General features: G+C 65.7%; 1 protein-coding gene. It reads right to left on the reverse strand.

Going from position 1 to position 251, the window contains the following annotated elements; all coding sequences use genetic code 11:
• Nucleotides 1-18: 18 nt before the first annotated feature.
• Nucleotides 19-251 (reverse strand): acyl carrier protein (locus PUR71_RS09210; protein WP_329925925.1); only part of this gene is annotated, 233 nt, incomplete at its 5' end.

The raw sequence follows: 251 nt of genomic DNA on the forward strand, positions 1-251 counted from the left end.
GGTGGTCCCTCCTCGGGCTCAGGCGAAGAACGCCTTCTGGATGGTGGCGAGGGACTGGAAGTCCTCGATGTCGATGGTGTCGAAGTCGATCTCGATGCCGGCCGCGTCCTCGATCGTGTAGACGAGCTCGACGAAGGCGAGCGAGTCGACGAGGCGGCTCTCGATGATGTTGACGTCGGGGGCGAGTTCGGTGCGGCCGGGGTGACGGCCGAGGATCCAGTCGCGGACCTTGTCGATGCCGGTGGCGCTCA

The sequence above is a fragment of the Streptomyces sp. SP17BM10 genome (assembly GCF_036322405.1).
Taxonomy (GTDB): Bacteria; Actinomycetota; Actinomycetes; order Streptomycetales; family Streptomycetaceae; genus Kitasatospora.